A 21,856-nucleotide genomic window follows, 5' to 3' on the forward strand; every position below is an offset into this window, starting at 1 on the left:
TTTATTCGAACCTGATGGCCTTGACTGGAGAAATTCTAGTAACAATATATGAAGGCACCAACAACATGAGCATACAGGCTAAAAAACAGCCTATATTCAGCAACAATATATTTTTAAGACTCACGTAAACAGGGATGGTCGTCATATAGTATTGTTCAGGGTTTGGGAATTGCAAAACACCAAAATAATATTGGATAGCCAAAAGCGACAGCCCTATCAAATTTCCCCAGAATAATCCCAAACCTACTAGGTATGTAGCGTTGTAGAGAAACACTTTTCGAATGCTCCAATTGGAACTCCCCAAGGCTTTTAAAATACCTATCATTTGAGTACGTTCCAAAATCAATACCAAGAGCGCCGTAATCATATTGATACCCGCCACGATAATCATGATTCCAATAACCCCATAGGTATTATTGTCGAAAATATTGATCCATTCAAAAATTGAAATGTATTTCTCGGTGATGGTTTCGGCATTAAGGTTGGAAGGTGTTGCCTCATAAATTTCCAGTCCCTTTTCTTCAATTTGATCAAAATCATCAATAAACACCTCAAAATTCCCAACTTGATCTGATTGCCATTTGTTAAGCCTTTGCACTTGCTTCAAGTCACCAATAATAAAGGTCTTATCAAAGTCTTGAAACCCGGAATTATAAATTCCTACCACCGTAAACTTTCTGATATTTGGGATTTGATTGGCATCCTCCTTTCCAAACACCATCTGAAAAGAATCTCCCACTTCAAACTTTAACCTATTGGCAATGTATTGAGATATCAACACCTCATTCCCCATCTGCTCACCAAATTCTGGCAAACGTCCTTCAACCAAAAAATCCTGGATATATTTCCAATTGTAGTCCTGCCCCACACCTTTCAACACCACCCCTTCAAAATCGGTTTCGGTACGGATCACACCAAACTTCTTGGCCACGCCTTGCACATGCGAAATTCCCTCTATTCCTTTAAATTCGGGATAAAAATCTTGATATAAAGATACCGGTATTTCTGACTCATCAGAGACATTGGTATCATAGTTGGAAATGGTAACGTGCCCATTAAAGGCCACAACTTTATCGCGTATCTTTTTTTGAAGTCCCAACCCAGTGGCCACGGCAATGAGCATAACGATAATTCCTATGGCTATGGCGGTGATGCCAATTTTTATAATTGGGGCCGAAACACTACTTTTATACGCTTTACTGCCAATAATGCGTTTAGCTAAGAAAAATTCGTAATTCAAAATACTTTTATGCGATTAACCGTTTTCAAAAATACAGTTTTATTATTTGTTTTAATAGCGTTTTCATGTGGAAACATTGCCACTTCCGAAGCTGGTGCCAACGCTTCCAATTTTTCAGACTTTAGTTATACCTCCAAGGAAGTTGACCTTGATGCTCCAATTGCAGTTGGCGCCAACCAAACCGAAGCCTACTTACCTTTATTACAAGGAAAAAAAATTGGGATTGTGGCCAATCAAACCTCTGTGATCTTCCATAAAAAAGGTTACACCCATTTGGTGGATTCTTTAGTTGCCTTAAAAACAAATGTTGTAAAAGTATTTGCACCTGAGCATGGTTTTAGAGGCACTGCCGATGCCGGAGAACATGTAAAAGATGGCATCGATTCCAAAACCAAACTACCAATCATCTCTCTTTATGGAAGCAACAAAAAGCCATCAGCAACTCAATTGGAAGGTTTAGATTTAGTGGTATTTGACATCCAAGATGTGGGGGCTCGCTTTTACACCTACATCTCTACCTTACATTATGTCATGGAAGCTTGTGCCGAACAAAACATCCCTGTGCTGATTTTGGATCGCCCTAATCCAAATGGACATTATATAGACGGCCCAATTTTAGAAAAAGAATACAAAAGTTTTGTAGCCATGCACCCTGTACCGGTAGTACACGGTATGACCATTGGGGAATATGCCCAAATGATGAATGGGGAACATTGGCTGGACAATGGAATTACGTGTGATTTGGCGGTAATTCCTGTTCAAAATTATACCCATCAAAGAAGCTATAGTCTTCCTATTGCGCCGTCTCCAAACTTACCTACCGATAAAGCCATTAACCTATACCCTAGTCTTTGCTTTTTTGAGGGCACCAATGTAAGTGCTGGACGCGGGACTCCAAAACCCTTTGAAATCTACGGAAGTCCATATTTAGATAAAAGCATGTACACATTTAAGTTTTTACCGCAACCCAATGCTGGCTCCAAACAGCCTAAACATAAAGGGATGTTATGCTACGGAGAAAACCTAAGTGACTCTCCAAACTTAGCGCGTTTGGACTTAAATTACCTCATCAACGCCTATCAAAACACCATTGACAAACCAATTTTTTTCAATGACTTTTTTACCAAATTGGCAGGGACCAAAACCTTGCAAAAGCAAATTGAAGAACGTCACACGGCAGACGAAATCAAAAAAACTTGGGTGCGCGGCTTAAAGGCCTACGACCAAATGCGCCAGCCTTATCTTCTTTATAAATAATAGTTATTTCTTATTTAAAAGCTGAAGTGCTCGTAACGGGTAATCGGTGATAATACTGTTGACCTTATAATCAATCATTCTTTGGATGTGGGCAGTTTCATTAACTGTCCACGGAATGATTTTATAGCCCAAAGCTTGATATTTGGCTACCACTTCTTTTGAAAGAAGTTCAAAATATGGGCTGATAATTTCTGGTTGAAAGCTGAGTTCCTTGAGTTTCTCTTCAATGGATTCCGTTTCATCTACCAAAAGCGCAACGGACATTTCGGGCGCTTGTTTTTTAACTTCTTCTAGAATTCTCACATCAAAGGACTGTAAGTTGCAACGCTCAAACACCTGTTTTTCTTGAATATCCTTCAATACCAATTGTACAAAATCTGCTGGATAGGGGGTGTATAGCACATCATAATCAGGTCTTGCCTTCAACTCGATGTTATAGGCAATATGCTTATTTAAACTATCAGCCAAATCAAATACTTCAGTCATGAGTGGCTTAAAAGTCCGCATATTTTGTTGCTCCGGAAACCTTGGATGTTGTTTGCTACCACAATCGAATTGCCTTATGGAATCATAGGTCATCTCATACAGGTTATAAGCCATATCATCTACCAATGGAATTTCATTACTGAAGGGATCCAAACAATAAAACCGACTGATAAAAGGCTCGTGCGACACCACGACCTTTCGGTCCTTGGACACCACCACATCCATTTCCAAAGTTTGCACACCAAGCTCAACGGCTCTTTGAAATGCCGGAAGTGAATTTTCCGGAAGCATCCCCCTGCAGCCTCTGTGGCCCTGCACCCCGATGGATTGATTGGTATTACAATTGGTCATAATTGCGAAGAGTAAGAAATGACATGCTGCTTTATAAATCTTCATTGACTGGTAAAATTGTGGGCTTTTTATATTTCTGAAAAGGCTGTGTCAACAAATTTCCCAAATTGCCATTCTCCTCTTCATTTGGAAATACATCCACGCCGTACACCAATTTGTCTCTATCCAGTTCCATATAAGTCCCTAACAAACGGTCCCAAATAGAAAAAATATTTCCATAATTGGAATCCGTATAAGGCAACATATAATGGTGATGCACCTTATGCATATCTGGAGACACAAAAAAATAACTTAAGAATGTATCCAAACGTTTGGGCATTTTAATATTAGCATGTGTCCATTGGGTAAACACCACCGAAAGCGATTGGTAAATAAACACCAAAGCAATGGGTGTACCAATGACCACTACCCCAAACAAGGTAAACACAAACCGAATGACACTTTCTATGGGATGGTGACGGTTGGCCGTTGTGGTATCAACCTTATGATCGGTATGGTGAACGAGATGCACCATCCACAATGGTTTTACTTTGTGTTCCACATAATGAGCCAAATAGGCGCCAAAGAAATCCAGCAACAACACTCCCAAAAGCGCATACAACCAAAGCGGCATCTCTGGCAGCCAATTCAAAATTCCGAAGTTATGCTCTTGGACCCAATTGGCTGTTTTGAACAACAAAAAGGCCAAAAGTAAATTGACCAACGCCGTAGTTAACGTAAAAAACAAATTGGGGATAGCGTGTCGCCATTTGTGGTATTTGAATTGAAATAAAGGAGCTGCGCCTTCCAACATCCAAAAGAAGGCAATCCCTCCAACCAAAATAATGCTTCGGTGGAGCGAAGGAATGGTTTCGAAGTAATCAATAATAGATTCCAAGGAGAAAAGTTTTGAATAAAGATACTAAAAATGCTTTCTCCTAAACTTCCTTTTATCGAGAATCCCCTAAAGCTTAATACGCTTTTTCATTTCCTCCACAATATTGAAAGCCGCAGGGCAAATAGCCACATTCTTCAAAGTGAGATTGGAGATTTGTTGGAACTTTTTTCTATCGGTATGGGGATATTCCCTGCAAGCTTTCGGCCTTACTTCATAAATGGAACAATAATTGTCTGCTCCCAAAAACGTACAAGGTACACTTTGCAACACGTAGTCATTATCTTCATCTACCCTTAAAAATTCATCGATAAATTTGGATGGTTTCATACGGAAATGCTTTGCAATCCTGTCCACATCCTTGTCCGTAAATAAAGGTCCCGTGGTTTTGCAGCAATTGGCACATTCCAAACAATTGGTGCGTTCAAACTCTTCCTCGTGCAACTCCTGCATGATATAGTCCAATTGCTTAGGTGGCTTTTTTTTAAGCTTGGCAAAGAAAGTTTTGTTTTCCTTATGTTTATCTTTGGCCTGTTTTGGTAGATTTTTAATGATGTCTTCCATGCTGCAAAAATAAGAAACTCCTAAGATACCATCACCAAGCACCCAACTATTAACAGTACTGCTATGAAAGATTTATTTGGACAAGCTCTTTTGGATTACCACCAAGGTAATTACACCGAAGATTTGATTACCTCTACCAACATTTCGGAGGAAGATGAACTGCCGCTTCCCTATCTCTTCAGAAGTTATAAGGACATGCCAAAATTGGAACAAAAGGCACTTCAACTTGCCAAAGGAAACGTTTTGGATGTAGGTTGCGGTGCAGGCAGCCATAGTCTGTATTTACAGGAAAAAGGACTAAAAGTTAAAGCCATCGATATTTCGGAAGGAGCCATTACCGTTGCCAAAGACAGAGGCGTTTTTAATGCTGAAGTTCTTCCTATTCTGGAAGAAACCGAAACCTTTGACACTATTTTGCTGTTGATGAACGGTACAGGAATCTTCCAAGAACTTTCTCTAGTAGCTACCTACCTAAACCATTTAAAATCCCTATTGAATCCAAATGGGCAAATTTTAATCGACTCTTCAGACATCAAATATATGTATGAAGACGAAGATGGTGGTTTGTGGATTGACACCAATGCCAATTATTATGGCGAACTGGATTACTTTTTAAGCTACAAAGGTGAAAAAGAACTTCCCATGAAATGGCTGTACCTTGACTTCAATAGGCTCTACACCGCCTGCACTTCCGTTGGACTAAAATGTGAACCCGTCAAAGAAGGAGACCACTTTGATTATTTGGCAAGGCTAAGTTAATCTGCTTTTATTTAAGTCTATACCTTTAGTTCACCCAAACTAATCTTTAATTACCTTCAAAAACTGCTCTCCTTTAGCAGTCTTTGCCTGCACAGTATACATCCCTTTTGATAGACTGGATACATCACATTGAAAATCCCCCGCCCCTTGGGTAAAGGCCTGTTGTTTTACCAACCTTCCCTGAAGATCATAGATGGCTATTGATAAAAGGGATTCATTAGTTTCAAAATGCAGCACATTTGATACAGGGTTGGGATACACCGACACAATTCCTTCTTTTGAAATCTCCTCAATCGATAGAGCATCTTCCACAACCGTAGTAGCATTATTGGTATGTATAGCGGCATTGTAATCAAAGTAAATCTCAGCCACATTGCTAAACTCATCCCCAGGCTGCAAAGTGGACAAGGTCTTTAATTTGAAAACCACAAAACCATCATTGGTGGCATCTTCAAAAGGAAGGTTGATATCCTCAAAAATAAACTCCACCTTATTGCCATCTGTGATACGAGTATAAAAATCATGACTGGCATCCAAAGGCATTAACGAAGACACGTCATATTTATCGGTATCTATATAATCCTTCACCACCACATTGATGGCACTGGCGGTTCCTGTATTTTCAAAACGTACCACGTAGGTAACATAATCCCCAACTTGTGATTCGGTAATGCTTGCCCCCTCAAGGCAGGTTTTGTCATTAGGATCGAAAGAATTGACAAGGGTCTGAAACAAACTAGCTGTATTGCCTTCAGGAGTTTCATCCGTTCCCTCAATTTCCACCGCTGTCGTAAACTCCAACACCTCTCCTCCCAATAAAGGGAAATTAGTATCGGTTGGCGTATTGAGAAGCATGGTGATATAAAACTGTTCGGTTTGGAAAGGGGCAAGATCCATAAAATCCCATAACAGCTCGCCTTCATTTTCATTGGTTGATACTGGCATAGTTTCCACTACGGACATGACATTGGCATCAAAACTAAAAGTGACCTCACCCGACAAAGTAGTTGTTCCCTTATTCTTGCAGATGACTTTATAATCCGCCTCAAAACCCGGTCTTGCTTGATTCAAAGGAATTACAGAAACCTCCAAATCATTAAAATCACCATTGGGAGTGATACAAAAATCCTGAACAACATCGGTTGGATCAGTGATAAAATCAACTGTCAAACTTTCTGGCTCAACCGAAAAATAGGCCTCATTTTCCAATTGAGGTGTGATGACATAGCTGCCCTCTGGCAAATGTGTTTCATACACCCCCATAGTATTACTATAGACCATATTTGTATTGTTTCCGTAAACTACATCAAGCTTCAAATTTGAAAATTTCACATCTCCTTCATCACATCCATCAAGATTCACATCAACTAAAACTTCTCCTTCTAAAGTAAAAAATGTACTTCCAGGTGTGAATGAACAATACTCTGTAAAAGTGACAGGATGCTCTAACTCAAGTTCAATTTGATTGGAAAAATTTGAAACCGCTTCATTCACGCACATGTATTCCAAATTAGGAAGGTTTTGTATCATTAGGCCCGGCACAGGATAGTCTGGAAATAAGGCATATGTATTCCCGTTTTTCAAATTGATATAGTTCAAATTTTCGTTGTCCTGTATTGACACCATATACAAATCATGCAAGTTACTAAGGTCTAATTCATAAATTCCAGGATTCTCATCACAATAAAAATGTGTAATCGAGTTATTATTACTCACATCTACTTCCTCTAAATTTGGATTATTTGTTAGATAGAGATCAGAAAGTGCCTGATTGGATGAAATGTCAAAATTGGTTATATCAGCCCCATTCAATGATAAATTTTCCAAACTTACCAAGCCTTCTAGGTCAATTGCGTCTAATGGCACGTTATAAAAATGAAGTATTTCCAAAACAGTTAGCCCCTCTAAATTAATAGAAGATACATTTTGAAAATTCTGTACCCACAAATATTTTAAATTAACAAAAGCCTCTATACCGGTTAAATCTGAAATATTATTGGTTTCATCCCAATAATCCCCAAGTTTTAAAGATGTTACAGCTAAGCCTTCTTCAACTTCTATTTCGCCATTATCATTTGTATCTGCATCAACATCTCCAACCCCATCCTCATCAAGGTCAACACAATTTGAAGTGGTTAAATAAGTTTTAAAATTGGCATCTGGAATATCTACGATTTGAGCGTTAGCCGACATCATACATAAAAAAGAAATAAGCACTAAGTAGACTTGCTTCATGGTTGGTTAATTTTCCTACAAAGTAAAAAATATTTGGACACCATAAAACTTTAAAGACAGGAAGTTTAACAATATTCAAAATTCCTTCTTTACAACAACCTATGAAACCTAATTATGCTCCTTTTTGATGAGATTTTTTTACAATTCTGAAAAACCTATCTCCTATTCTGCAACATCTCCGAATACAATTCTTCTACTTTGGTCCTAGCCCAAGGTGTTCGTCTAAGAAATGTCAAACTTGATTTAATGGAAGGGTTATTTGGAAAGCTGCGAATATTGACCATATACCCCATATACTCCCAACCGTAATGTTCCTGAAATCTCTTCGATTGACAAGGCATCTTCGACAAGCGAGGTTGCGTTGTTGGCATGGATGCCAGCATTGTAACCAAATTAAATTTCGGCCTCATTAGCAAACCAGAATAAACCCAAAAGACCATATTATTTATCCACCTAAAAAAGCTTCTCATAAGGAAAGCTTTTTTTACAAATTAGATACCTGACAATAAAAACATTACTTTTAAACCTAAGATGTCTTTTTCAAATTAATTAAGATAAATAACGCAACCTAATTCAAAAATTGTCATCTTACAGTCATATAAAGAAGCGTTATGCCAAACCACCATTTAACCACTCAAATTCGCATCATAAAATTTAGCTTCATTGCTAAGAACACCATTGTAAAACAAGTATTATTTCACTTTCTAACCACACTCTTAGTCTTTAGTTGCTGTTCTAATCCTGGAGATGAAATTTCGAGAAACAATATTCCCGTCACCCAAAAAAATAGGATTCCCTATGAAAACCAACAGATTGTTAACATGCAATACAACGAAAGCTATGAATTTATACTCGAGGCTAACGTGAATAACTTTTTTACCAATGACCAAGAATTTTGTGAAGATTATAATAGTTACGAGCATTACAGTGTCAATTTAAATTCTGAAATTCCACAGATCAATATTGAAATACAGGTGATGAATGATTTTGAAAGTCCTTTAAACACTTACATAAGCCTGAAAGTTAACAGGGTGTATTTTTCATATGACGAATCAATACCTCTAGAAACCCTAGACATTGGCAATACAACTTATACCGAAGTCTACAGATACTCATCCTCAAATTTGGAGAGTCAAATTTCAGAGATATTCTATAATGAAACCCAAGGTATCTTAAAAATCAACTATAACAATGGCGATTATGTACACCTCATTCCGTAGAGCTTTTTTATTTTGTTCTGTATTTCTATTAATGGTTTCCTGTGAGGATTGTTTAAAAATGGGACTTATAGAGGAACGCACCCTTATTTTAGAATCTTGGATCACCAATCCGGATATAACAGAAAAACAAGTTACTTCTTCTGTTGAAATTCCAGACACAGCCGTACTTACACATGAATTTATGGACCATGGAGATACCATTTGGGATAATTGCGATAACGTGTCCCAATCTTTTACAAGTAGCGTGACCTATCAATTTAATAATTTTCCCATCCAATTTGTTACAAGATTGCGTAAACAGGGTGAAGCTGACGGGTTTGAATTTAGAGTCACCTATAATGACATGAAAGCTATTTATAAATTCCACAACGATTACTCCTCAACCAAAAATACCATAGAGCTACTTCCTGATTATACCTTAAACGGGGTGACCCATCAGGAGTTGTTTAAAATCACGTTTTACCAAGCTTCGCTTCCAACAGAAATAAAAACGCTGTATTTTATTAAGCAGGAAGGTGTTATTTTTATAGAATTGAATAATGGCATGACGATCAACCTTAACTAATAAGTCAATTTCCAATACAATGCCTCAAATGTAATTACCGGGGATTCTTTTGCAACATTTCCAAATACAATTCCTCTACTTTGGCCCTTGCCCAAGGTGTTCGTCTAAGAAATGTCAAACTTGATTTAATGGAAGGATTATGTGTAAAGCAGCGAATATTGACCATATACCCCATGTACTCCCAGCCATAATGTTCCTGAAGTTCAGTCACCATTTGTTTTAAAGTGATGCCGTGTAATGGGTTATTGGGCTGCTCCATAATTTCAAAAATTAGCTACGAGGCTCGTTAGATCGTCTTCCTCTATAACGTTTTGGCTTTTTATTTTTGGACGTGGTAGTCTTTGCTCCTTCACTTTTAGAATTCGCTTGGCCAGTTTTTGGTCGGCGTGATTTCTGATTTCTGTTCCCTTGCCCTGGTTTAATGGGCTCTGTAGACGCATTAGGATCAGGTTCGAAGCCTTCCAATATTTCCACAGGAATGTTCTCTCCTACCAACTTTTCAATGGCTTTTAAATAGGTGGTTTCATCAGCGCTTACCAAAGAAATGGCCTCACCACTAGCACCAGCTCTACCAGTTCTTCCTATACGATGCACATAATCTTCAGAAATGTTGGGCAATTCAAAGTTCACCACATGCGGCAATAACGGAATGTCTAATCCTCGGGCCGCAATATCTGTCGCCACCAACACATTGATACTTCCATCCTTAAAGCCTGCCAAAGCTTTGGTACGGGCACCTTGACTTTTATTACCATGGATTGCCGCTGCCGTAATGCCACTAGAGATCATCTTTTTCGCAAGTTTGTTAGCGCCATGTTTGGTACGGGTAAAGACCAAAACCTGTTGCCAATTTCCATCCTTGATCAACTTTATAATCAAGCCTGTTTTTTTGCCTTTGGCAACGCGATAGACTTTTTGATTAATCGCTTCGGCCGTTGAATTCTCTGGAGTCGCTTCCACTAGAACGGGATGGTTCAAAATACTATGGGCCAACTTTTTGATGTCCTTGGAAAAGGTAGCCGAAAACAATAAGTTTTGACGCTTGGCAGGAATCATTTTCATGATTTTTTCAATGTCGCGTAAAAAACCCATGTCCAACATGCGGTCAGCTTCATCCAATACAAAGAATTCCACTTTGGCCAAAGACAACAACTTTTGATTGTGCAAGTCCATCAATCTCCCTGGAGTAGCAATCAATACGTCAACACCTCTTCTTAAGGTTGCCACTTGTGGGTTTTGGTTAACCCCTCCAAAAATAACGGCAGATTTAATATCCAGAAACGTGCTATACTCCTTAACGTTATCATGTACTTGAGCCGCCAATTCCCGCGTAGGCGTCAACACCAAGGCACGAATTGGGCGATTTCTTAAAGGAGTCTCTTGAGACAACAAGTGCAACATTGGCAAAGTAAACCCTGCGGTTTTTCCGGTACCGGTTTGTGCCGATGCTAAGACATCCTTCCCATCTAGAATGGGTGGAATTGCTTTTTGTTGGATTGGAGACGGTTCGGTATATCCTTTTTTATCTACCGCTTTTAAGATGGCTTCTGTTAGCCCGAGTGCTTTAAATGACATATAAATTGTTTGTAAATGACAATCTATAGTGTAGCGTCATTCTTTTTATCAAGCGGCAAAGGTACGCTAATTTTTATTATGCTTTTCCTCTACAAGAATTTGGTAAAGAATATAAATCCTAAAAAAACTCCCGATACTGCATCACCCTAAAATCGAAAGTAGTAAAGTCAGGATTTTTAGCTTTGAGTTGTTGATAAAGAGGCATACTCCCAATAGCTCTATTGGCCGATCCCGATGCTGAAGTCAACGAGACAGTCTTAATCACCCGAACTTCTTCATTTTTATCTTTTAATTGAAATGAATGGATGCGAGGCACTTCGGTTTCTACAGACTGTAGTTTAATATCATATTCCTTGCAATGCCTTCTGAAGAAATATTCTGGGCCGTTCTTGCTATTGCCTCCTGTAAACAATAATGTGTTGATATTGGGGTATTTCTTTAAATAGCCAATTACATCCCTCAATTTGATATTGGTCATGCCCAAATCGGAAGCATCGATTTTTTCCCGTTCGGCACTTTCCACTATATCGCAAACCCCTATTTTGTGTTTATGCAAGAACTGCTTGCGCTCTTCTACAGCTGCACGGGAATTGTCATAACGAAGATTCAGATTATGAATGACATCTATATACAACCACAAAGAGTTGTAATAACTGCCATAACAAAAGTCAACATCCTTTTCCAACAACTCCCCCATTGAAAAGCGTGGCGGCGGCAACGTGCCCACAATGAGCTTGGTAGTATCTTCAAAAATAAAAGGCGGGTATGGATGTTGGTGCAAAAACATCTATTGAGTACTTAACATTTTCTCGACTTCGGCAATGACAGCTCTATACTTTTTTCGGTTTGGTTTTGTAAGGTTTTGAATTTCCTGATGCAACTCCCCTAAAATGACATTAGCTTCTTTGGTATCTCCTTTTTCATTTAAAAAATGAACCAATTGCAAACGCTCTTCATAATTACTGTAAGGCGTATCAATATACCGAAGTTGCTCCTCTGCCTCTTCCATTCGTCCCTGTTCCTTTAGGGCCAATCCATAGAAAAATTGCACTCGGGATTTCATGAACTCCTTTTCCTCTTTAATCTTTTCAGCAGAAGCTACCACATTACCATAATCTCCAGTATAGTAATAACACTTTAGCAATTGGGATATCACATAGTATTGATTGTGCCAGGTATCCTGTAAAGCCAATTCATAGTGCTTGATAGCATTGGAATAATCTTGAATTTGAAGATAGGCGTCGGCTAGATCTACCCTGTTTTGGTAAGTTTCGGAAAATTGCAGTTTTCGTTCCAAATCCTTGACCTGTTTAGTGGGATTGATTATGGTTGTTAGATTATCATGGATTTTCTCTACATCTCGCTTATTGTACACCTGAGTTATCAGTTAAATGATGCTCCCCACAACCGGTACAAACATAATTACGAAAAACCAATAATTTTCATTTCTGTTCCTGTAAAGATGGTAAATACAGTAACCCTGCAGGGCTACGATAAGATAATAGGCCATTGAATAGATTTTAAGCGAAGCTAAATGTACTAAAGTAATTTTTAAATTTTTAGTATATTAAAGCAGAACCAATAAAATCCAAATATTATGGGAAAAGGCGATATGAAAACCAAACGTGGTAAAATCCATCGAGGCACCCACGGTGTCCTGCGTCCTAAAATCAAAAAACGTCAAAAAACCGAGGATAAAATCAATGTGAACAAAAAAGCCCAGGTTTAGACTATCTGGTAAATACCAATTCAGTTTCAGAAGACATGGTTTCGCTATACCCATAGCCTTCATAGTTGAAGCCTTTTAAATCATCCAAGGTCATGGCATCGGTATCAATAATATAACGCGTCATGTAGCCTCTTGCCAATTTTGCAAAAGTCATGATCATTTTGTATTCGCCATTTTTGAAATCCTTGAATGTACAGGTAATTACAGGCACTTTTAGAGCTTTGGTATCAATGGCCTTAAAATATTCGTTGCTGGCAAGGTTTACAAACAATTCGCCATCTTCCAATTCATCATTTAAGGCTTGAGTGATTTCCTTCTTCCAAAACTCATACAGGTTTTTGTTCTTACCTACAGGAAATTTTGTACCCATCTCCAAACGATAAGGCTGCATTAAATCCAATGGCTTTAAAATTCCGTACAATCCCGAAAGAATGCGAACCGTATTTTGAAGTTTTTCTATTTTATCCTGAGGAATGGTATAGGCATCCAATCCTCTGTATACATCACCGCTAAAAGCATACACCGACGGTCTTGCGTTCTCAACTGTAAACGGTAATTCCCATTCTTGGTTACGCTCATAATTCAACTGACCTAAATTATCAGAAATCTTCATAAGCTGAGATAAACTTTTAGCCGATTTCTTCTTCAATAATTTATTTAGGCGTTCTGCTTGTTTTAGGAAACAGGCTTCTGTGAATTGTTGGGTAGGCAGTTGACTTTCGAGGTCTAGTGATTTTGCAGGTGATATAACTAATTTCATGCTTTGGTTTTTGTTGTCCCAAAATTACAATTACCGTATCTATTTTTCAATTTTGGGATTTTATATTTTCTATAATAGTATAAGCAAAAGTAATTATAAGCATTAATTTAGTGTCAATTCCTCCCCAAACTGCAATACATAACCGTTGTTGTCGTAAATGGCAAATTCCCGCATACTGCACTGGAAATTATCTATGGGATAGCACACCTCTACATTGTCTTTAACCGTTTGCCAAAGTGTATCTACGTTTACCGTCCTTATGTAAAAAGACCCTGTAAATTCAGCTTTATTGAAGGGCACCATATCATTTGGTTTGGTAAGAATCAATTCTACACCGTCCCGGTGTATGGAGGCCCATTTTGTGGCCTCATCAAAGGCATCACAAACAAAGCCCAATTGACTTGTATAAAACTGAATTGTGGCTTCCACATCTTCAGTATACAGCATTGGCACAAGGTTATACAATTTCATACGGATAATTGGTTTGAATTACCCTATGAATTTACTAAAAAAGATCTATTAATTTACCGAAGGAACCTATTCAATATCCAAATTTTGGTGTTTGGCATAAACCCGCCATTTTTCAATACATTGAAGCATATCTTCTGGAATTTCAGCATTGAAATGCATGAACTCTCCAGTCGTTGGATGACTAAAACCCAGCGTTTTAGCATGCAAAGCCTGCCTAGGAAGCACCTTAAAACAGTTTTCTACAAACTGTTTGTATTTTGTGAATGTAGTCCCCTTCAAAATACGTTCGCCACCATAGCGTTCGTCATTAAAAAGGGTGTGCCCAATGTGTTTCATATGCACACGAATTTGGTGAGTACGGCCGGTTTCCAACTTACAGGAAATCAAGGTTACATATCCAAAACGCTCCAATACTTTATAATGGGTTACGGCCGGCTTGCCCTTGTCTTCATCCTCTCCTTCAAAAACAGTATTCTGTAAACGGTTTTTAGGATGTCTACCAATATTGCCCTCAACAGTGCCTTCATCTTCTTCCACATTTCCCCAAACCAAAGCGACATATTCACGCTCACTGGTTTTGTCAAAAAATTGCTTCGTTAAATGTGCCATAGCCTCTTCTGTCTTGGCCACAACCAACAAACCACTAGTGTCCTTGTCGATACGGTGAACCAATCCAGGACGATTACTCGAATTGTTAGGCAAATTTTCAAAATGGTAAATAAGGGCATTGATTAAAGTCCCCGAATAATTCCCATGTCCCGGATGCACTACCAAACCAGCAGGCTTATTGACTACCAACAGCTGATCGTCTTCAAATACAATATCCAAAGGAATGTTCTCTGGTGTTAAAAGTTCCTCATAAGGAGGATACTCAAACAATACACGAATCCTATCCAAAGGCTTCACTTTGTAATTGGCTTTTACAGGAACATCATTCACGTGAATATTCCCATTTTTGGCTGCAGATTGAATTTTATTACGAGTGGCATTCTCGATAAAATTCATCAAGTATTTATCGATGCGAAGAGGTTGTTGGCCAGTTTTTACAGTAAACGCGTGGTGCTCATACAACTCATCATCATTCTCGTCTATAGGCGTATATTGGTCTGTCATAATCTTTTATTCTGCTCTGTTTCCGTTACCCAACACCAAGTCAATCTTGGAAGTCAATGGCAACATGTCTCCTGCTTTAAGAGGTTGTCCCTCAAATTCTACATCAATTACCTCATCTTTACCCAAATCGTCCACATACCTAATCTTTCCAACTTCAAATCCTAAAGCTTCCAAAGTAGGTTTGGCCTGACGGAAGGTACGTCTTACAATATCCGGCACAGCGACCTTACGGTAACCAGATGGGTTCAGTATTACATAAATCTTGCGGTTTTCCTTTACCTGCGTACCCGCCAATGGATATTGTTCAATTACCGAATATTTTGGGTAATCTGGATTGTAATTGGCTGAATCCTGAATTTCCATACGCAAACTGCGATCGTTCAATTGGATCTCAACAGTCTCCAAAGTTTTCCCCTTCAACTCAGGCACTTCAATAAATTCACCGTGATTGGTAGTACTTTTCAACCATTGCAAGATCAAAAAACACATCAAAAATATTACGGCTAAGGCTAGGGCTAATTGTTTTAAAAAAACTTTACTGGTAAGAAACTTTACAAGACTCATGTAATGATTTTAAGTTAGGGCAAATATATAAAACTCAAAGGTTTTTTCTTTTCCTTTAATATGCTAATTTAGCTTTCCTAATATTACATACGTTCTGTGAGCGTTTAAAGATTATTTATAAAGAATTTCCTTCCCTTCGGGGTACTATCATGAAGAAACATATTGCCATTATAATGGGCGGATATTCCAGCGAATATGAAATATCCCTTAAGAGTGGTCAAGTGGTTTACGAAACCTTGAACCCAGAACTTTACACTGCTTACCGCATCCATATCTTTAAAGACAAATGGGTGTATGTTGACAAAAACAACACGGAATTTCCTGTAGATAAAAATGATTTCAGCGTGATGGTTGAAGGAAAAAAAATCCAGTTTGATTGTGTGTTCAATGCTATTCATGGCACCCCTGGAGAAGATGGCTATATGCAAGGGTATTTGGAGTTGTTGAAAATTCCGCATACAAGTTGTGGCATGTACCAAGCAGCCCTTACCTTTAACAAGCGAGACTGCCTTAGCACCCTAAAACCTTACGGAATTAAAACCGCCACCTCCTATTACCTCAATCAAGGAGACACTGTAAATGAAGATGAAATTATAGCCAAGGTTGGGCTCCCTTGCTTTGTAAAGGCCAATAAAGCCGGAAGCAGCTTTGGGGTGAGCAAAGTGTACAAAAAAGAGGAATTCCAAAACGCACTTGAGGTTGCCTTTAAGGAAGATGATGAAGTCATCATTGAATCCTTTTTGGATGGCACCGAAGTATCTGTTGGAGTGATTACGTATAAAGGTGAGGTTACCGTACTTCCCATTACCGAAATTGTAAGCAACAACGACTTTTTTGACTACAAAGCCAAATACCTTGGCGAATCTCAGGAAATTACCCCTGCCCGCCTATCGGAAGAACAGGCCGAAAAAGTAGGAACTCTAGCCAAAAAAGTGTACGAAATCCTGAAGATGAAAGGCTTTAGTCGAAGTGAATATATCTTTAAAGACGGAGAACCACACCTGTTGGAAGTCAACACAGTGCCAGGCCTTACCAAAGCCAGTATCTTGCCGCAACAAGCCGCTGTAGCAGGTATCAGCTTAGGCGAACTGTTTGAAAATGCCATTGAGGAAAGCCTTAAAACCCAACACTCTTAAATTATTAAGTATCTTTGATGCTGTAACCGCTTAACAACTATAATGAGACGCGCAATTTTCCCTGGTTCCTTTGATCCAATTACCCTTGGACACTACGACATTATTCTAAGAGGAGTCAAACTTTTTGACGAAGTGGTAGTGGCCATTGGTATCAATTCCGATAAGTCTTATATGTTTTCACTGGAAGAACGCAAGCAGTTTATTGAGGAAGCTTTTAAAGACGAACCAAAGGTTAAAGTTATCACTTACGAAGGTCTCACCATTGATTTTTCAAAAGAAATAGATGCGCAATTTATCTTACGAGGCCTACGTAACCCAGCCGATTTTGAATTTGAAAAGGCCATTGCCCACACTAACAGGAAACTTTCGAGAATAGAAACGGTATTTTTACTTACTTCGGCAAGAACCTCCTTCATCTCTTCATCTATTGTAAGAGACGTCATTAGAAACCACGGAGACTACACAGTTTTGGTACCCGACAGCGTCAAACTGAAGTAACCAAATACACTTAAAAAAAATTTAGCTGGTTGGTTTTGGATTTGGAACAAAAAAAAGCATCAGATCATTCTTGCCACGCAAAAAGTATAACTGACGCCTTTTTAAAAAATTGATTAATAGCAATACTAATATATAACATAATCCCCTCAACCTTAAGTTTTTTCGACGAGAAGCAATTAAAAAAGATTAAGCGTAATCCTACAAATCGAATATTGCAGTTCACCGATAAAATTGGTTAATTCTCCCAATAAACGCATTTTAAAAGCCATACAATTCTCTCAATAAGAGAATATTACACATCAAAACGCATCTTGTAATATTTTCATTTTCAAGCAACTGATGTAACCTTAGTTACCTTCTCGATGAAAAACTATGCGTTACTTTGCACAAAACAAATATGATTATGGGAATACTAGATATGCTATTCGGAAATAAATCTGATGAATTAAAATCGCTTTATGAAAATGGAGCTATAATTATTGATGTAAGAAGCGTTGGAGAATACAATGGCGGTGCCATTCCAGGATCTAAAAACATCCCGCTACCGCAAATAGCTACCAAAGTTAAGGACATCAAAAAACTAAACAAACCAATTATTACCTGTTGCGCTAGTGGTATGCGTTCAGGTTCTGCGGCAAGTGTTTTAAAAAGCCATGGTATTGAAGTTGTCAACGGTGGAGGCTGGTTGAACTTGAGCAGAAAATTGGACCTAGTATAAAAGAAAACTTGATTGATTACATGTTTGATAAATGATTTTGATTGATGGAAAAGCCCGAGGATTGATTGACTCGGGCTTTTTTATTATGCATTTTTCAAAACCATTTAAAATTCCATAAAAGGATACTGAGCCACAAGTTCTTCCTCCTTTTCCTTAAGAACCTTTAAAAACGTTTGATGTGCTTCCGAATTTGGATTGAAAGGCCTGTGCATCATCCCTTTTTGAACCGTATCCACCATCTTCATTGTAGGTTCTGTACTATCATGGAGCCACACCTTCTTAAACCGCTCCCACACATAGTTGATGGCTGTAGGATTAGGATGCACCATATCTTCAGCATAAAATCGGTAATCACGCAACTCGTCCATGACAATTTCATAGGAAGGAAAATAGTAGGTCTGCCTTCTTGGCTCTACCACCTGATGCACCGCACTTATCAAATGTGCCTTACTTTGAGTATTTTCTACAAAGCCATCCTTTAAATGTCTAACCGGAGACACTGTAAAGATAACAGATACTTCAGGATTCACACTTTTAGCCAAAGCCACCATTGCTTGCAACGATTCAGCAATAGCATCTATTGACAATAATTCTTTACTAAATTTCTTTTGAGGTACCTTATGACAATTGGCTACCACTTCATCACTTTCTATCAAGCGGTATATCCAGGCGGTTCCAAGCGTAATCACAATATGAGAGGATGCTTCAAGTGCTTGTTTGGTTTGTTGAATGCTCTGGTTAAGATTCTGTAACAAATCGTCCTTTGAAGAGGCACTTAATTTGGAATGTGCTGCATAACAATGCCATTGCTCATTATGAAAAAACCCATCTTCTTCTGTGTATTCTTTGTCATTTATAGCGTTGAACAGCAAACTTTCAATTGCCAAAGGATGGAACAGAATTCCAAAAGGATTTAAGGTATTCTGGAATTTATAATACGCTAACTTCTCCCCGATATTTTCAACAAAACAAGACCCCAACAGAATCAATCTAGAGTTGTAATCTATCAGATTGTGCTGTTGGGGTTTTAAAGGTATTTCTGTTTGTAGTTTCATATATCTAGTTCAGGTACTCCGCGGCAGCTTCCAAAGCTGCTGCAATACCTCCAGGATTCTTTCCTCCCGCAGTAGCAAAAAATGGTTGTCCACCACCACCACCTTGGATATGCTTTCCAAGTTCTCTAACAATTTGCCCTGCGTTTAAGCCTTTATCGGCAACGATTTCCTTGGAAATATAGCAAGACAATAAGGCTTTACCCTCCTGTTTTGTTGCAAACAATAGGAACAGATTATCAAACTGGCCACCTAATTCAAAAGATACATCCTTAATTCCGGCTGCATCCAAATCAACTTCCTTAGCCAGAAACTGAATACCATTCACCTCTTTAAGTTCATTAATTAAATCACCTTTTAGGTTCTTGGCCTTATCTTTTAGCAATTGTTCAATCTGCTTTTTAAGCGCGGTATTTTCTTCCAACAAACCTTCCACAGCTTTCACCGTTGACTTAGGATTTTTAAGTGTTTGCTTTAAGGTATCAAAATCCTTATCCACATCCACAAAATAGTTTTTCACTGCTACGTTGGTAATCGCCTCAATACGACGTACACCTGCTGCTACTGCACTTTCCGAATTAATTTTGAAATACCATATATCACCCGTTTGCAATACGTGTGTACCACCACAAAGCTCCATAGATTTCCCAAAACGAATGGCACGTACAGCATCTCCATACTTTTCACCAAATAAGGCAATGGCACCTTCATCAATAGCCTGCTGCATTGGAATGTTTCGTTTTTCTTCAAGCTTAAGATTCTCTTGAATACGCGCGTTTACAAATTCTTCAATAGCATCCAACTGCTCTCTGTCAACCTTTGCAAAATGCGAAAAGTCGAATCGTAAATATTTTGGACTTACTAAAGATCCTTTTTGCTCTACATGAGTTCCCAACACAGTACGCAATGCCTGGTGCAACAAGTGAGTTGCTGTGTGATTGGAAGCAGATAGCTGTCTCAATTCTGCATCTACAACCGCTTTGAAAGTAGCATCTAAATGTTTAGGTAGCGTTTTCGCGTAATGGATAATTAAGCTATTTTCCTTTTTGGTATCGGTTACGTAAATAACATCACCATTAGGAGTTTCAATATATCCTTGATCTCCAACTTGACCACCTCCTTCTGGATAAAACGGCGTCATATTGAATACCAATTGGTATTGCTCACCATCTTTTTTGGTAGTAACTTTTCTATAACGTGTCAGTCTTACATCGGCACTCAGCGTATCATAACCGATAAACTCCTCAGCTTCATCTTCCAATAAAATCACCCAATCTGAAGCCTCTACTGTAGAAGCGGCTCTGGAACGACTTTTTTGTTTTTCCATTTCGGTGGCAAAACCAGCCTCATCAATGCTATATCCCTTTTCACGGGCAATCAATTGGGTTAAATCCAATGGAAATCCAAAGGTATCGTATAGTTCAAAAGCTTTGGCACCTGACACCACATCTCCTTTAGTTTCTTCTACAACCTTATCCAATAGCAATAATCCTTGCTCCAAAGTTCTTAAGAAAGATTGTTCTTCCTCACGAATCACGTTGTAAACCAATTGTTTTTGAGCCTTTATTTCTGGGAAAGCCTCTCCCATTTGATGGCTCAACGTTTCGGCCAATTTATATATAAATGGTTCTTTCTGCTCTAAAAAGGTGAATCCGTAACGGATGGCACGACGTAAAATTCTTCTAATTACATAGCCTGCTCCTGTATTGCTTGGCAACTGTCCATCGGCAATGGAAAACGCCACAGCTCTCACATGATCGGCAATCACACGAATAGCAACATCTATCTTTTCATCTTTACCATAAGCTTTATCTGTAACCGTTTCAATCTCCCTAATTATTGGAGTGAACACATCAGTATCGTAATTGGACTGTACGTTTTGCAATACCATACACAAACGCTCAAAGCCCATTCCCGTATCAATATGCTTGTTCGGTAAGTTTTCCAAGCTGCCGTTGGCTTTACGATTGTACTGCATGAACACCAGGTTCCAGATTTCCACCACTTGTGGGTGATCCATATTCACCAAGTCTCTTCCTGACACTTTTGCTTTCTCTTCTGCAGAACGAATATCAACATGGATTTCACTACAAGGTCCGCATGGCCCTTGATCTCCCATTTCCCAGAAATTATCCTTTTTATTCCCCAATAAAATGCGGTCTTCAGGAACAATGGCTTTCCAGAAATCGTAAGCTTCCTGGTCCATCGGCAAATTGTCGTCCTCGCTTCCTTCAAAAACGGTTACATACAAGATATCCTTATCAACCCCGAATTCTTCTGTAAGCAGTTCCCAAGCCCAGGCAATGGCTTCTTTCTTGAAATAATCTCCAAAACTCCAGTTTCCCAACATTTCAAATAAGGTATGGTGATACGTATCATATCCCACCTCTTCCAAATCGTTGTGTTTACCAGATACACGTAAACATTTTTGCGAATCGGCTATACGGGACTCCTTCACTTTGGCATTTCCCAAAAAGTATTCCTTAAAAGGCACCATTCCCGCATTGACAAACATCAAGGTAGGGTCATCCTTTAAAACCATGGGAGCAGAGGGCACGATGGCATGCTGTTTATTTTCGAAAAAACTTAAAAACTTCGAACGGATATCTTGAGATTTCATGTATGTAAATTGCTAATCTTATTTTTTTAATTCAGTCCAGCCCTCAAAATGGCCGTGACACTACTTGCA

General features: G+C 38.7%; 24 protein-coding genes. 8 read left to right on the forward strand and 16 right to left on the reverse strand.

What is annotated here, in order from left to right; all coding sequences use genetic code 11:
* Position 1 precedes the first annotated feature (1 nt).
* On the reverse strand, positions 2 to 1,240 hold the full coding sequence (locus tag AC6I5C_RS15315; RefSeq protein ID WP_497905905.1) for an ABC transporter permease: 1,239 nt from the start codon (positions 1,238 to 1,240) through the stop codon (positions 2 to 4).
* A gap of 9 nt (positions 1,241 to 1,249) precedes the next feature.
* On the opposite strand from AC6I5C_RS15315, the gene AC6I5C_RS15320 reads away from it, so the two are divergent.
* A complete protein-coding gene (locus tag AC6I5C_RS15320; RefSeq protein ID WP_497905906.1) occupies positions 1,250 to 2,497 on the forward strand; it encodes an exo-beta-N-acetylmuramidase NamZ family protein in 1,248 nt (415 codons plus the stop codon).
* 3 nt (positions 2,498 to 2,500) lie between these two features.
* Here AC6I5C_RS15320 and AC6I5C_RS15325 read toward each other — a convergent pair whose 3' ends face one another.
* The 3 genes from AC6I5C_RS15325 to AC6I5C_RS15335 form a co-directional block, all read right to left on the reverse strand.
* Positions 2,501 to 3,379: a glycerophosphodiester phosphodiesterase family protein gene (locus tag AC6I5C_RS15325; protein ID WP_497905907.1), complete on the reverse strand. Its 879-nt coding sequence runs from the start codon at positions 3,377 to 3,379 to the stop codon at positions 2,501 to 2,503.
* A complete protein-coding gene (locus AC6I5C_RS15330; protein ID WP_497905908.1) occupies positions 3,366 to 4,211 on the reverse strand; it encodes a sterol desaturase family protein in 846 nt (281 codons plus the stop codon). Before AC6I5C_RS15330 ends, AC6I5C_RS15325 begins: the two co-directional genes overlap by 14 nt.
* Before the next feature lie 66 nt (positions 4,212 to 4,277).
* On the reverse strand, positions 4,278 to 4,772 hold the full coding sequence (locus AC6I5C_RS15335) for a YkgJ family cysteine cluster protein (RefSeq protein ID WP_307901612.1): 495 nt from the start codon (positions 4,770 to 4,772) through the stop codon (positions 4,278 to 4,280).
* A 63-nt stretch (positions 4,773 to 4,835) separates the two neighbouring features.
* On the opposite strand from AC6I5C_RS15335, the gene AC6I5C_RS15340 reads away from it, so the two are divergent.
* Positions 4,836 to 5,531: a class I SAM-dependent methyltransferase gene (locus AC6I5C_RS15340; RefSeq protein WP_497905909.1), complete on the forward strand. Its 696-nt coding sequence runs from the start codon at positions 4,836 to 4,838 to the stop codon at positions 5,529 to 5,531.
* Positions 5,532 to 5,570: 39 nt separating this feature from the next.
* Here AC6I5C_RS15340 and AC6I5C_RS15345 read toward each other — a convergent pair whose 3' ends face one another.
* Together AC6I5C_RS15345 and AC6I5C_RS15350 are read right to left on the reverse strand one after the other, a co-directional pair.
* Entirely contained in the window at positions 5,571 to 7,766 is a 2,196-nt protein-coding gene (locus AC6I5C_RS15345; protein WP_497905910.1) for a T9SS type A sorting domain-containing protein, read from the reverse strand.
* Positions 7,767 to 7,921: 155 nt separating this feature from the next.
* A complete protein-coding gene (locus AC6I5C_RS15350; RefSeq protein WP_497905984.1) occupies positions 7,922 to 8,107 on the reverse strand; it encodes a VF530 family DNA-binding protein in 186 nt (61 codons plus the stop codon).
* A gap of 480 nt (positions 8,108 to 8,587) precedes the next feature.
* On the opposite strand from AC6I5C_RS15350, the gene AC6I5C_RS15355 reads away from it, so the two are divergent.
* Entirely contained in the window at positions 8,588 to 8,986 is a 399-nt protein-coding gene (locus tag AC6I5C_RS15355; RefSeq protein WP_497905911.1) for a hypothetical protein, read from the forward strand.
* 58 nt (positions 8,987 to 9,044) lie between these two features.
* On the forward strand, positions 9,045 to 9,551 hold the full coding sequence (locus tag AC6I5C_RS15360) for a hypothetical protein (RefSeq protein WP_497905912.1): 507 nt from the start codon (positions 9,045 to 9,047) through the stop codon (positions 9,549 to 9,551).
* Between the two features lie 34 nt (positions 9,552 to 9,585).
* Here the strand turns inward: AC6I5C_RS15360 and AC6I5C_RS15365 are convergent, their stop codons facing one another.
* From AC6I5C_RS15365 to AC6I5C_RS15380, 4 genes are all read right to left on the reverse strand, one after another.
* Positions 9,586 to 9,810 (reverse strand): VF530 family protein, encoded by a 225-nt coding sequence (locus tag AC6I5C_RS15365; protein WP_497905913.1) that lies wholly within the window; start codon positions 9,808 to 9,810, stop codon positions 9,586 to 9,588.
* A gap of 11 nt (positions 9,811 to 9,821) precedes the next feature.
* Positions 9,822 to 11,126 carry a DEAD/DEAH box helicase gene (locus AC6I5C_RS15370; RefSeq protein WP_497905914.1) on the reverse strand — a complete coding sequence of 435 codons (1,305 nt, stop codon included), beginning with the start codon at positions 11,124 to 11,126 and terminating at the stop codon, positions 9,822 to 9,824.
* Between the two features lie 118 nt (positions 11,127 to 11,244).
* Positions 11,245 to 11,913: a uracil-DNA glycosylase family protein gene (locus AC6I5C_RS15375; protein WP_497905915.1), complete on the reverse strand. Its 669-nt coding sequence runs from the start codon at positions 11,911 to 11,913 to the stop codon at positions 11,245 to 11,247.
* Positions 11,914 to 12,501 (reverse strand): hypothetical protein, encoded by a 588-nt coding sequence (locus tag AC6I5C_RS15380; protein ID WP_497905916.1) that lies wholly within the window; start codon positions 12,499 to 12,501, stop codon positions 11,914 to 11,916.
* A gap of 222 nt (positions 12,502 to 12,723) precedes the next feature.
* Between AC6I5C_RS15380 and AC6I5C_RS15385 the strand changes: the two genes are divergently transcribed.
* Positions 12,724 to 12,855 carry a 30S ribosomal protein THX gene (locus AC6I5C_RS15385; RefSeq protein WP_497905917.1) on the forward strand — a complete coding sequence of 44 codons (132 nt, stop codon included), beginning with the start codon at positions 12,724 to 12,726 and terminating at the stop codon, positions 12,853 to 12,855.
* A 1-nt stretch (position 12,856) separates the two neighbouring features.
* Here AC6I5C_RS15385 and yaaA read toward each other — a convergent pair whose 3' ends face one another.
* The 4 genes from yaaA to AC6I5C_RS15405 form a co-directional block, all read right to left on the reverse strand.
* Positions 12,857 to 13,615 carry a peroxide stress protein YaaA gene (gene yaaA / locus AC6I5C_RS15390; RefSeq protein WP_497905918.1) on the reverse strand — a complete coding sequence of 253 codons (759 nt, stop codon included), beginning with the start codon at positions 13,613 to 13,615 and terminating at the stop codon, positions 12,857 to 12,859.
* A 102-nt stretch (positions 13,616 to 13,717) separates the two neighbouring features.
* Complete coding sequence (locus AC6I5C_RS15395) at positions 13,718 to 14,086, reverse strand: VOC family protein (RefSeq protein ID WP_168155216.1); 369 nt, start codon at positions 14,084 to 14,086, stop codon at positions 13,718 to 13,720.
* Between the two features lie 66 nt (positions 14,087 to 14,152).
* On the reverse strand, positions 14,153 to 15,199 hold the full coding sequence (locus AC6I5C_RS15400; protein ID WP_497905919.1) for an RluA family pseudouridine synthase: 1,047 nt from the start codon (positions 15,197 to 15,199) through the stop codon (positions 14,153 to 14,155).
* Positions 15,200 to 15,205: 6 nt separating this feature from the next.
* Positions 15,206 to 15,763, reverse strand: a complete 558-nt coding sequence (locus tag AC6I5C_RS15405; RefSeq protein ID WP_053977381.1) for a PASTA domain-containing protein — start codon at positions 15,761 to 15,763, stop codon at positions 15,206 to 15,208.
* A gap of 149 nt (positions 15,764 to 15,912) precedes the next feature.
* On the opposite strand from AC6I5C_RS15405, the gene AC6I5C_RS15410 reads away from it, so the two are divergent.
* The 3 genes from AC6I5C_RS15410 to AC6I5C_RS15420 all read left to right on the forward strand — a co-directional run bounded on the left by AC6I5C_RS15410 (position 15,913) and on the right by AC6I5C_RS15420 (position 18,115).
* The gene (locus AC6I5C_RS15410; protein WP_497905920.1) at positions 15,913 to 16,899 is read left to right on the forward strand and encodes a D-alanine--D-alanine ligase; all 987 of its coding nucleotides are present in this window, start codon (positions 15,913 to 15,915) and stop codon (positions 16,897 to 16,899) included.
* Between the two features lie 42 nt (positions 16,900 to 16,941).
* A complete protein-coding gene (coaD, locus tag AC6I5C_RS15415; RefSeq protein WP_497905921.1) occupies positions 16,942 to 17,397 on the forward strand; it encodes a pantetheine-phosphate adenylyltransferase in 456 nt (151 codons plus the stop codon).
* A 403-nt stretch (positions 17,398 to 17,800) separates the two neighbouring features.
* The gene (locus AC6I5C_RS15420) at positions 17,801 to 18,115 is read left to right on the forward strand and encodes a rhodanese-like domain-containing protein (protein ID WP_053977378.1); all 315 of its coding nucleotides are present in this window, start codon (positions 17,801 to 17,803) and stop codon (positions 18,113 to 18,115) included.
* A gap of 104 nt (positions 18,116 to 18,219) precedes the next feature.
* Here the strand turns inward: AC6I5C_RS15420 and AC6I5C_RS15425 are convergent, their stop codons facing one another.
* Together AC6I5C_RS15425 and alaS are read right to left on the reverse strand one after the other, a co-directional pair.
* A complete protein-coding gene (locus AC6I5C_RS15425) occupies positions 18,220 to 19,170 on the reverse strand; it encodes a GSCFA domain-containing protein (RefSeq protein WP_497905922.1) in 951 nt (316 codons plus the stop codon).
* A 4-nt stretch (positions 19,171 to 19,174) separates the two neighbouring features.
* Positions 19,175 to 21,787, reverse strand: coding sequence for an alanine--tRNA ligase (alaS, locus tag AC6I5C_RS15430; protein WP_497905923.1), 2,613 nt, complete (start codon positions 21,785 to 21,787; stop codon positions 19,175 to 19,177).
* Positions 21,788 to 21,856 lie beyond the last annotated feature (69 nt).

Source organism: Mangrovimonas sp. sgz306409 (assembly GCF_059735265.1).

What these genes read in the sequence shown, in the direction of transcription:
- AC6I5C_RS15320 (WP_497905906.1), top strand. Translation starts at nt 1,250, where the DNA reads ATGCGATTAACCGTTTTCAAAAATACAGTTTTATTATTTGTTTTAATA.
- AC6I5C_RS15325 (WP_497905907.1), bottom strand. Translation starts at nt 3,379, where the DNA reads ATGAAGATTTATAAAGCAGCATGTCATTTCTTACTCTTCGCAATTATG.
- AC6I5C_RS15335 (WP_307901612.1), bottom strand. Translation starts at nt 4,772, where the DNA reads ATGGAAGACATCATTAAAAATCTACCAAAACAGGCCAAAGATAAACAT.
- AC6I5C_RS15340 (WP_497905909.1), top strand. Translation starts at nt 4,836, where the DNA reads ATGAAAGATTTATTTGGACAAGCTCTTTTGGATTACCACCAAGGTAAT.
- AC6I5C_RS15345 (WP_497905910.1), bottom strand. Translation starts at nt 7,766, where the DNA reads ATGAAGCAAGTCTACTTAGTGCTTATTTCTTTTTTATGTATGATGTCG.
- AC6I5C_RS15350 (WP_497905984.1), bottom strand. Translation starts at nt 8,107, where the DNA reads ATGCCTTGTCAATCGAAGAGATTTCAGGAACATTACGGTTGGGAGTAT.
- AC6I5C_RS15355 (WP_497905911.1), top strand. Translation starts at nt 8,588, where the DNA reads ATGCAATACAACGAAAGCTATGAATTTATACTCGAGGCTAACGTGAAT.
- AC6I5C_RS15360 (WP_497905912.1), top strand. Translation starts at nt 9,045, where the DNA reads ATGGGACTTATAGAGGAACGCACCCTTATTTTAGAATCTTGGATCACC.
- AC6I5C_RS15365 (WP_497905913.1), bottom strand. Translation starts at nt 9,810, where the DNA reads ATGGAGCAGCCCAATAACCCATTACACGGCATCACTTTAAAACAAATG.
- AC6I5C_RS15370 (WP_497905914.1), bottom strand. Translation starts at nt 11,126, where the DNA reads ATGTCATTTAAAGCACTCGGGCTAACAGAAGCCATCTTAAAAGCGGTA.
- AC6I5C_RS15375 (WP_497905915.1), bottom strand. Translation starts at nt 11,913, where the DNA reads ATGTTTTTGCACCAACATCCATACCCGCCTTTTATTTTTGAAGATACT.
- AC6I5C_RS15385 (WP_497905917.1), top strand. Translation starts at nt 12,724, where the DNA reads ATGGGAAAAGGCGATATGAAAACCAAACGTGGTAAAATCCATCGAGGC.
- yaaA (WP_497905918.1), bottom strand. Translation starts at nt 13,615, where the DNA reads ATGAAATTAGTTATATCACCTGCAAAATCACTAGACCTCGAAAGTCAA.
- AC6I5C_RS15395 (WP_168155216.1), bottom strand. Translation starts at nt 14,086, where the DNA reads ATGAAATTGTATAACCTTGTGCCAATGCTGTATACTGAAGATGTGGAA.
- AC6I5C_RS15400 (WP_497905919.1), bottom strand. Translation starts at nt 15,199, where the DNA reads ATGACAGACCAATATACGCCTATAGACGAGAATGATGATGAGTTGTAT.
- AC6I5C_RS15405 (WP_053977381.1), bottom strand. Translation starts at nt 15,763, where the DNA reads ATGAGTCTTGTAAAGTTTCTTACCAGTAAAGTTTTTTTAAAACAATTA.
- AC6I5C_RS15410 (WP_497905920.1), top strand. Translation starts at nt 15,913, where the DNA reads ATGAAGAAACATATTGCCATTATAATGGGCGGATATTCCAGCGAATAT.
- coaD (WP_497905921.1), top strand. Translation starts at nt 16,942, where the DNA reads ATGAGACGCGCAATTTTCCCTGGTTCCTTTGATCCAATTACCCTTGGA.
- AC6I5C_RS15420 (WP_053977378.1), top strand. Translation starts at nt 17,801, where the DNA reads ATGGGAATACTAGATATGCTATTCGGAAATAAATCTGATGAATTAAAA.
- AC6I5C_RS15425 (WP_497905922.1), bottom strand. Translation starts at nt 19,170, where the DNA reads ATGAAACTACAAACAGAAATACCTTTAAAACCCCAACAGCACAATCTG.
- alaS (WP_497905923.1), bottom strand. Translation starts at nt 21,787, where the DNA reads ATGAAATCTCAAGATATCCGTTCGAAGTTTTTAAGTTTTTTCGAAAAT.